Source organism: Corallococcus sp. CA047B (assembly GCF_003612065.1).
GTDB lineage: Bacteria > Myxococcota > Myxococcia > Myxococcales > Myxococcaceae > Corallococcus > Corallococcus praedator.
In genome coordinates, this window is the sequence record NZ_RAWD01000372.1 from 1 (window position 1) to 8,698 (window position 8,698).

An 8,698-nucleotide genomic window follows, 5' to 3' on the forward strand; every position below is an offset into this window, starting at 1 on the left:
GAGGAGGGCTGGCCGGAGGAGGAGGACCGGCCGGCGGGTGAGGCGTATGGAGCGCGGCGGGCCGAGGCGCGCGGACTCGAGTCCGCGCTGGAGGAGGCGGAGGGGGGATCCTGAAGGCCGCCGCGGGCGCAGCGGGCCGCGGGGCATAGACCGGGAGCGGGCCGATGTGTGGATATTCCATGGGGGGAAGAGCGGCTTGTGCCCCGCGAACCAGTCCGTTTCGCGCCAGCGCCTCGGCGGAGTGCGTGACCGCTTTGAGGACCGCGAACATGTCCACCACGCGAACGTTCAAATACCAGGAATCATTGGCAGTTTTCGCGAGCTCCGCGTTGAAATGGGTGGCCCCCTTGGTGAATCGCACCATCTGGTCGCTGTCTCTGCGCAATGCCGCGTAACGGACGGCATCCGCTGGATCCGGCAAGTTGATGAGCATGAAATGAGCGCGAGCGCCCACGATGGCATTGAGGTTGCCGATGATCTTGAACATCTCCTCAACAACCTTGTGCATGGTATCCGGGTCGCGATTGTTCGTCACCAGGTCATTCAGGCCGAACCAGATGATGAACATCGTGTCCCCCTCCAGCGGGAGCGCATGCGCCTGGGTGCGAAAACGCTCATACTGTTGTTGAAACGTGCCCAAGCCGATCTTGGAGTGATCCGATGCGCCCATCGCGCCGCCCTCGGCATAATTCACATACGTGAAAGCCCGCCCATGACCTGAGCTCGAATCGCCAGGATGGGTGCGCCCGGAGCCCGAGTCCTGGCTTGAGTCCACGGTGAGCGTCCGGTGAACCAGGGTTGCCGCGCGGGTCTCGATCAGCGGGCTCGTGGGAGGGAGCGGCGATCGCCGTGGGGGCGCGTCCGGGTCATTGAATCGGACCACTCCGGGCCGGAACAGCGATGTCCCGCCCGCCCACTCCCAGAAGAAATCCGTCCAGTTCTTCCTGTCGCTGAACCGCCCTTGTTCGTTGACTTGCATCAGCCCGAAGAAGTTCGCGAACGCGCCCATGCCGGAGTCCGCCTTGGTCCCGATGTCCGACATGCTATCGCCAAAGATGATCAGGTTCTTGATGGTCGTTCGCGGCATCGATGTCTCTCTCCTCGGCTGCGGGCCGGGAGACATCCTCCGGAGATCGTGTCGATAAGTCCATGGATTGAATGATTTTAAATCCTTGGCGAAATTCCTGGAGAGGACTCCAGGGGAAGCAAAGGGATGCACCACGTCCTTGCAATGGATTCAGCGACCGACGCGCCAGGTCGGTTTCCAAATTCTTGAGACACGATTGTCGCAGCGGGAGCTGAGCTGAAGTTGCCACAGTGCATCATTCAAATCCGGGTCTGTGACAACTCACATCCGGGTCACTCACCCTTGCTTCCGTGTCTTTCTCTACCCATCTTCCCCGCTACGACGCGCTGGGAACCCGGCTGGGCACCCGCACCCTGGGCACACCGGCCCAGGACATCGCCTACGGCGTGGCCGTGGACGCCTCCGGCAACACCTTTGTCGTCGGACAGACCTTCGGGAGCCTCGGCGGCAATACCAGCGCCGGCGGCTACGACGCCTTCCTCGCCCGCTTCTGATTCGACAGCATTCCCGTACGGCCGTCCCGACGTCCTATTCCAGACGGGCAACACCAGCGCCCTTCGCGGCAGCCAGACGCGAAGGGCGCGGTCGCCTCGCTACCCAACCACTTCCGTCGCCCACCGGAATTGAACGAATTCATCCACCGCGGCATCTTGGATTGGAGATGCACTGAAAGCGCTCTTCCAGATGCCTCTCAACGCAAGGAGCTCCAGATGCCGCGCAAGCTCGTCTCCGGAGTCGCGCTGAGTTTCGCCTTCGTGGTGGGAATGGCTGTCCCCGTCTTCCGCGGTGAATGAAGAGCCCGTGCTCGACTCGACTGCCCCCCAGCAACGCGGTTCTGACCGAGACCTCGGTCGAGGCCGCGCGCCTGCTCGGCTGCTGCACGGGGGATGGCATGTTCCGCACAAGCCATGCGGCGTGTCAGGCCCGCGGTGTTGGCGTCCGAGGCCTTGTCGCGAGGCCGTGCGCATTTCGCGCGCGCCGGCCCCGCCTTCTTGGCAAGGTGCCCGCCATGGCGCGCCCTCCCATGAACAGGAAGCCCGATGTCTCCGCGTTGATGAAGAAGGCGGACGGGTTGTTGGATGAGATGCCACCCCAGTTGGACGAGGCCATTCCCCTGCTGCGCGAGGTGGTGGCGACGGACCCGGAGCACCTGCTGGCGCTGCACTCGCTCAACTGGGCGTGGGACCCCACGCGGCGCGCGGAGCCCCACCGCTGGGAACGCGAGGTGAAGGCCGAGCACTGGAGGGTTCGCGACCGCGTCCTTGAGTTGACCCGGGGCACGAAGCCCGGCGGAAAGTTGTCGACCGCCCAGAAGGCACGCGCACTGGCCCTGAGCCAATGCGCCGAGGACCTGGTGCGGCGCAATCCGACGGCGGCCGAACTCAAGCAGGCGGAGGCCGCGCTGGCAGAGGCCGAAGCCCTGCGTGAGCTCGTGGACCATGCGCGCGCGCGTCGCGGGCTCGCCGCCTGGCGCGCGCTGCGGCAGGGCCCGCCAGAGCAGGGCTACCGGAAGCTGCTCGCCCTGGTGGAAGAGTCTCCCGGCATGCGCGCCCACGGCGTCGAGAGCGACGATGACCCGCTCGCATTCCAAGGCCTGGAGGGCGCCTTCTCCGACGAAGGCTTCCAAGCCTGGCTCCGGAAGCAGAAGCCCCTGCCACGCCCCCCGGCGCGGAAGGCCAGGTCCCTGGACAACGGATTCCTGCTCGCGGCGGGGCTCGACGCGGAGCCATTCTTCGGCCCTGGCTTCGAGGGCAACAGCCGGACTGGCCGGGTGCTGGCCCTGGTCGCGCTGGGAGCCGACCTGGAGGCCCGGGACAAACACAAACGCGGAGCCCTCCACCTGGCCGCGAGCGTGGAGGACCCGGCGTTGGTGAAGGAGCTGCTTCGCCTGGGTGTCTCTCCGGAAGCCGTCGACGCGCGGAAGGCCACGCCCCTGCATGCAGCGGCTGAACACGGCAGCGAGGCATGCATCGCCCTGCTGGCCGGGGGCGGCGTTCCCGTGGACGCGCTCGACGCATCGGGGCGCACGGCGCTCTTCGACGCCCGGCAGGCCGACGTGGCGCGGGCGCTCATCGAAGCGGGGGCCAACCCCAACGCGGGCAAGGGCTGGACGCCCCTGCACCAACATGCGCGCATCAAGGAACGGGGACCCGTCATCGAGGTCCTGCTCCAGGCTGGAGCGGATGCGACTCGAAAGAACACAGCGGGCCAGACGCCCGTGAAGGAGGCGCTGGAGCACGGCAACCCGCACCTCGCCCAACTCATGGGCGCCAAGGCGCCTTCGGGCAAGGCGGGCGCGGTGGACGTGCAGCCGCTGCAGGAGGCACTGGCCTCCCGGCGCAAGGCGGTGCTCAAGGCCTGGTACTACGAGGACAAGGACGTGGCCGCCGTCGAACAGGTCCTGAAGCGGCTCACACTGGAAGGCGCCACGTCCTGGGACGCACTCGCGGCAGCGGTCCAGGGCGTGCCTCCCTGGACGGCCATGGCCCTGGTGGAGCTCGCGCGGGACGCACTCCCCAGCGAAGCGAAGACGCCTCGCCTCTCCAAGCTTCCGCGCTTCGTGCGAGGCAACCTGGTGGTGAAGGGCGACGTGCACGTGGACGGGCCGTTGCTCGTGACCGGCAACCTCACGGTGGAAGGCGTCCTTCGCAACGCGGGCCCCGAAGGACTGCTCGTGGTGGGTGGCTCGCTGCGCGCCACCGGCGTGGACTCGGATGGAGAGGTGATTGTTGGCCAGGACCTGGAGGCCCAGGTGGTCTGGGGTCACGGCAACGACGCCTCGGTCCGGGTCGGCGGCGTGATGAAGGCAGAGGCGGTCATCGCCGACGACCACGACGTGCGGGCGAAGGTGAAGGCAAGACACCACTTCGCCTCGGGTGACTTCGACGCTTCGGATGCATCGCTCAAGCAGGTCTTCGTGCCGAAGGCCTTCGCCCGGGGGCACCTGAAGCGGGACAAGCTGTTCAAGGTCTTGCGTGAAACAGGAAGCGCGCTCGTCTGAATCCCCAGGCCACCCATGTGTTCTCGTCATCCTCGTCGCGTCGATTCCAACGGGGGCCCGTGGCCGAAATGGCTCGCGCCCGTGCTGCTCATGGCTGCCTTGGGATGCAGCGAGCCACGGCGTCTTGGGTCATCCGACGCTCCGCTCGGTGCGTTCAACTTCACGCTGGAGTCGCGGCCGGTCGCCGCGCAGGTGGAGCTGCTTGATTCGCTCGGCTACGCCGGGGTGACGCTGTTCTGGCCGGGCCGTGAGGCCTTCGACACCTACGCCACCCAGCCCGCAGTGGTGGCGGGACGGGTCCGCCTTCCCGCCGTCCTCTTCGTCCTGCCCTTCAACACGGCCTGGGACCGGGAGGCGCTGGACGGGATGCTGGCGGCGCTCGCGCCACGGCGGACGGCGCTCTGGCTCATCCTGAGCGGCCCTCCGGACGCCAAGGCGGCCATGGTCGCCTCGGTCCGCGACGTGGTGGACCTGGCCACCGCGCGCGGAGTGGACGTCGTCCTGTACCCCCATGACGGCGAGGCCATCGAGAACGTCGAGGAGTCGCTGGCCCTGCTCGCGGCGGTCGACCGTCCCCGGTTGAAGACGTCGCTCCATCTCTGTCACGAGCTCCGGGCGGGGAACCGGGACCGGTTGGAGGAGGTCATCGCGGCGGCCGCGCCCCAGCTCGCCCTCGTGAGCATCCACGGCGCCGCACGCGAGTTCGATCCGCACGCTCCCGGCTGGTCCGAAGTCATCCAGCCGCTCGACCGGGGCGACCTCGACGTGGGGACCCGGTACCTGCTCCCCTTGCGCCGCGCCGGCTACGAGGGCCCCATGCTGCTCCACACCTTCGGCATCGAAGAGCCGCCGGAGGAGCACTTCCGCCGCTCCATGCTGAAGTGGCGTGAACTGTCACGCGCCGTGGATGGCCCCACCGCACTTCACTGAGTGAAGGGGTCCCACCGTTCGTCGGGTGGAACGCGGGGCATGCTGGACGGCGAAGTCCGGCTAGGCTCCCCGCATGACGGACCTCACGCCCCCCGTGCACCCGCTGCTCACCACCGCCCAGGCACTGTTCCCCCGCCTGTCCGCGCGCTCCGACGAAATCGAGAACGCCCGCAGGCTGCCACCGGACCTGGCCGCGGAGCTGGCCCGGGAAGGCTTCTTCCGGATGATGATTCCGCTGTCGCTGGGCGGTCTGGAGCTGCACCCGGCCCTGTCCTTCCGGATCATCGAAGCGCTGGCGAAGGCGGACGGCGCCACGGGCTGGTGCGTGATGATTGGCGCCTCCACCGCGCTGACGTCCGCGTGGCTGCCCGAGCCCGTGGCCCAGGCCGTATACGGCGCGCCGGACGCCATCACTGGCGGCATGGCGGCGCCCATCGGCCGCGCCGAGCGTGTCGAGGGCGGCTACCGCGTCACGGGGCGCTGGTCCTGGGTGAGCGGCGGGCAGCACAGCCAATGGCTGGTGGGAGGCGCGGTGGTGACGGAGGGTGGCAAGCCCCTCATGGTGGCCGAGGGGATCCCCGAGACGCGCCTGTGCTTCTTCCCGGCCCAGAGCGTGGTGCTGCACGACACCTGGTTCGCGTCCGGCCTGTGCGGCACGGGCAGCCTGGACATGGAGGTGAAGGACCTCTTCGTGCCAGAGGCGTATGTCTTCTCGCTCTTCGGCCCGCGGCGCGTCAACGCGCCCCTCTACGGCTTCCCCTTCGGCCTGCTGGGAATGGGAATCCCGGCGGTGGCGCTGGGCATCGCCCGCCGCGCCATCGACGAGTTCATCGCGCTGTCCCACCAGAAGACGCTGGTGCTGGAGCGCCGCCAGCTGGCCGCGCGCCCCGCGGCCCAGGAAGCCGTCGCCGTCGCCGAGGCCACCGTGCGCTCCGCACGCGCCTTCGTCCTGGAGGCCCTCGACGCCCTCTACGACGAGTCCACGCGGGGCCCCGTCTCCCTCCACTCCCGCGCCGAGCTGCGATTGGCGATGACACACGCCACCCGCGGCGCCGCGCGCGCCGTGGATGGCTTGTACGAGGCCGCGGGCGGCAGCGCTGTCTTCCGCTCAAGCCCCCTCCAGCGCTGCTTCCGGGACGTCCACGTCGCCACCCAGCACGCCATGGTGGCCCCCCCCACCCTGGAGCTCACCGGCGGCCTGCTGCTGGGGCTCGACCTGCCGGCCCCCACGCTGTAGCGATCCGCACGACACACCGGATGAAGGCCTTCCCTGGGATGTAACGCATCACCCCGGGACAGGGCCGGACCCGACAAGGTCCGAGCCCGTCCTGGGCCAGAAGCTCAGAAGTTGGCCTGGAAGCAGAGGAAGTTGCCGCCCGTGAAGTAGTAGGCCGTCGAGAGGGTGGTCGCCGTCGCTTCGGTGCAGAGGCTGACGATCAGCTCGGCACGCTCCCGGTTGTCTCCCGTCACGGTGTAGTCGGCGCCACGCACGTCCTGGGTTCCTTCCCGGACCGTGCCCGCCACCAGCACCCGGAAGAAGCCGTTCAAGTCCCCCTTGGTCATCGGGAAGGGCACGCTGGAATACGCCGAGAACGCCACCTTCACGAGCTTGGGCGTCGCCGTTCCGCAGAGGACCGTGTCCGTCGAGACGCTCACCCGACGGGCGGCGTAGAGGATGGGGCCCGTGGTGCCCAGCATGTCCTTGTTCGGAAAGTTCGTGTAGTTGGGGCAACCCGGTTCCCAGAGCGGTGTGCACACGTTCGAGTTGCAGAAGTGCGTGCCGTAGTCGCAGTTCGACTGTCCTTCGCCCGTGCAGGCAGCGCCGGTGTCGCCCCTCACCTTGCAGTGCCCCGACGCGGTATCGCAGCGCTGCCCCTCACCGCACGCTTCGTCCGCGGTGCACCTCGGGATGCACACCGCGTCAGGGATCGAGCACACCCGGTCGGAGGTGCCCTCGTCGGCGTTGCACAGAACATCCGTCGAGCACTGGCACACCTTCCGGGAGTCCGAGGGGCTCAGCACGTCGCAGGTCTTCGCGGTGTCCGGACAGTCCATGCTGCTCATGCAGGTCCGCACACATACCTTCGCGGTGGGATGACAGAGCTCCGAAGCAAGACAGTCCGCATCCAGGGTGCACGTGCCGTCATCGAGGCCGCCATCGATACCTGCATCGAGGCCGGCATCGGAGCCTCCGTCGAGGCCGCCATCAGCACCTCCGTCGATACCCGCGTCAACGCCTGCGTCGTTCCCCGCATCGGTGCCGGTGTCGATGTCGGAAGCGGGACATCCCGCCATCATCCCAGCCATCACGACGAGCATCCACCCGAGCGTCCAATGTTTCATGCTGCTTCCCCCTGGAGCGTGCATACAGCGATCCTGCCCGACTGCTATCACATGTTCAGCACGGGCGAAGTTCGAGGAAACGAACGTTCGAATCAGCTTCCGGGCGCAGGGGACACGCCGGCCCACTGGAACGGACCGACCACGCTCAACACCGCACGCCTGTTGCGGCGCCATGCCACGTACAGCGCGAAACCATAGAGGAGCCCTGACACGGGACGCTGCGTGGCCTCGTAGGCAGGGCCCCGCACGACGAGCGTCGAGGTGTTGAGGATCTCGATGACCAGGACCTCCTCGCGGGACATCGCATCCCCCATGTCTGGCGAAAAGAACTGATGGATGGGGCTGTCATGGGCCCTGTCGAACACACGCGAACTCACGCGGCGGGGCCGACTCTCGGACTCCGCCTTGCTGCGTGCTTTCACCTCCGGCACGCGCGCGGCTCCCAGCGCCAGATACGTCAACAGCACCGCGAGCACCTGGTAGACGAGCCCTCCGCGGCCCTCCGAGCCCTTGAACACGGCGGTGCCCACCATCCATCCCACCAGGATGAGGAGGAGGCCCATGTTGTAGCCCGTCAGGCCCACCCCGCAATACACCGCCACCCCGGCGATGGCCGCGCCAAAGCCAAACGCTCCCGCCTTCAGGACACGCAGCGCCTTCGAACCTCCTGTGCTCGCCGACTCCACCTCCTTCCGACATTTCGGGCACATCAGGCGGTCATTCACCTGGAAGTAGGCTCGGACAATCGGAAGCTGACAGGCAGTACACCGGAGCAGGGCCCGCGCCCCAGCGGGGTCGGACTGAAGCGGAGCGGCTGCGGAGTTCCGCGAAGAAGCAGGTTCGGTCATGAGCAGGGTTCTGGGAGCAGGAGGAGACAGTGCGACCAAGCTAACAGAAGCTCCCGCCAGCCCCGCCAACAGTGGCCCCACGCAGTGCGCCATGGACGCGACGAATGGCCACGTCCTGCACCTGCCCGCGGGCGGCGAAGACACCCCATTGCTCCAGCTCGCCTTCCGCCCAGACAGTCTGGTACTGCGCGCCCTCTGGAGGGCCAGCGCCTTGGGCGAACCCGACGCCTGTGCCCTTCAGGATTTCGTCATCAAGGCAGGCCAGTTCCGTTCGCTGAAGAAAGAAGTCCTCCCCGGCATCTGCCCGGAGATGAACTCCGAGACCGGCGAATCGACAGGTGAGCTGTACTGGTAGGCAGCCCCACCACCTCCATCTGTCCTGTCAGGAATGCTGGCTCGCGCTTTCAGACAGCATCCTCCCCAGGGATGGAGCCGTAGCATGCGCCCCATGTCCGTCAGGTCCCGCCGAGGGTGGGGCTCATGCCGGGG

The 8,698-nt window shown here is 67.7% G+C and carries 7 protein-coding genes and 1 pseudogene; 5 read left to right on the forward strand and 3 right to left on the reverse strand.

What is annotated here, in order from left to right; translation table 11 throughout:
• A pseudogene (locus D7X74_RS35955) lies at nt 1-1,087 on the reverse strand (hypothetical protein); the annotation flags it as partial.
• A gap of 290 nt (nt 1,088-1,377) precedes the next feature.
• Here D7X74_RS35955 and D7X74_RS35960 point away from each other — a divergent pair.
• From D7X74_RS35960 to D7X74_RS35975, 4 genes are all read left to right on the forward strand, one after another.
• Complete coding sequence (locus tag D7X74_RS35960) at nt 1,378-1,581, forward strand: SBBP repeat-containing protein (protein WP_233602404.1); 204 nt, start codon at nt 1,378-1,380, stop codon at nt 1,579-1,581.
• Nucleotides 1,582-2,111: 530 nt separating this feature from the next.
• Nucleotides 2,112-4,088 (forward strand): ankyrin repeat domain-containing protein, encoded by a 1,977-nt coding sequence (locus D7X74_RS35965; protein ID WP_233602405.1) that lies wholly within the window; start codon nt 2,112-2,114, stop codon nt 4,086-4,088.
• 90 nt (nt 4,089-4,178) lie between these two features.
• Complete coding sequence (locus D7X74_RS35970) at nt 4,179-5,018, forward strand: sugar phosphate isomerase/epimerase (RefSeq protein ID WP_158622347.1); 840 nt, start codon at nt 4,179-4,181, stop codon at nt 5,016-5,018.
• 73 nt (nt 5,019-5,091) lie between these two features.
• Nucleotides 5,092-6,255: an acyl-CoA dehydrogenase family protein gene (locus D7X74_RS35975; RefSeq protein ID WP_120537508.1), complete on the forward strand. Its 1,164-nt coding sequence runs from the start codon at nt 5,092-5,094 to the stop codon at nt 6,253-6,255.
• A gap of 104 nt (nt 6,256-6,359) precedes the next feature.
• On the opposite strand, the gene D7X74_RS35980 is transcribed toward D7X74_RS35975, so the two are convergent.
• Both D7X74_RS35980 and D7X74_RS35985 read right to left on the reverse strand, forming a co-directional pair.
• Complete coding sequence (locus D7X74_RS35980; RefSeq protein WP_147446808.1) at nt 6,360-7,361, reverse strand: hypothetical protein; 1,002 nt, start codon at nt 7,359-7,361, stop codon at nt 6,360-6,362.
• A 92-nt stretch (nt 7,362-7,453) separates the two neighbouring features.
• Nucleotides 7,454-8,071 carry a hypothetical protein gene (locus D7X74_RS35985; RefSeq protein WP_147446809.1) on the reverse strand — a complete coding sequence of 206 codons (618 nt, stop codon included), beginning with the start codon at nt 8,069-8,071 and terminating at the stop codon, nt 7,454-7,456.
• Between the two features lie 229 nt (nt 8,072-8,300).
• On the opposite strand from D7X74_RS35985, the gene D7X74_RS35990 reads away from it, so the two are divergent.
• Complete coding sequence (locus D7X74_RS35990; protein WP_120537511.1) at nt 8,301-8,564, forward strand: hypothetical protein; 264 nt, start codon at nt 8,301-8,303, stop codon at nt 8,562-8,564.
• The last annotated feature ends 134 nt before the right edge of the window (nt 8,565-8,698 follow it).